Origin of the sequence: Xanthomonas hortorum pv. cynarae (assembly GCF_002939985.1) — a bacterium.
GTDB lineage: Bacteria > Pseudomonadota > Gammaproteobacteria > Xanthomonadales > Xanthomonadaceae > Xanthomonas > Xanthomonas hortorum_D.
In genome coordinates, this window is the sequence record NZ_MDFM01000085.1 from 1 (window position 1) to 588 (window position 588).

A 588-nucleotide genomic window follows, 5' to 3' on the forward strand; every position below is an offset into this window, starting at 1 on the left:
ATCGGCACATCTACGCTGACCACAAGCGCGGTGGCCAGTTGTTCACGCATCTACGCAAGCGCCGCCGCAAGCGCCGTCGGCGGGGCGTGCGCGATGGCCGCGGACAGCTGACACATCGGCGCAGCTGGACACAGCGCCCCAGCGTGGTGGAGCAGCGAAGCCGCATCGGCGACTGGGAGCTGGATACCCTCCGGGCCTCACACGGAAAGGCCGTAGTGGTCAGCATGACCGAACGCCGCAGTCGCCTGCATCTGCTGGCTTACTCGCCTGACGGCACCGCCGAGAACGTGCGCAACGCCATCGTCCAGCGCCTGGGCGGCCTAGGCCACACGGTGCACACCCTCACCGCCGACAACGGCAAGGAATTCGCCGATCATCGGCTCATCGCCGCCTGCTTGCAGAGCGATTTCTATTTTGCAGATCCGTACTGCGCATGGCAGCGAGGCAGCAACGAAAATGCCAACGGATTGACGCGCCAGTACTTGCCACGACACATCGATTTCAGCACCATCACCGATGCGCACCTGCGATGGATCGAACAGCGACTCTACAATCGTCCGCGCAAGATACTCGGATTCAAAACGCCCC

The 588-nt window shown here is 63.3% G+C and carries 1 protein-coding gene; it reads left to right on the forward strand.

Annotation, left to right across the window (positions count from 1 at the left end; translation table 11 throughout):
* On the forward strand, positions 1-588 hold a 588-nt coding region (locus tag XcyCFBP4188_RS22330; RefSeq protein ID WP_146094088.1), incomplete at both ends, for an IS30 family transposase.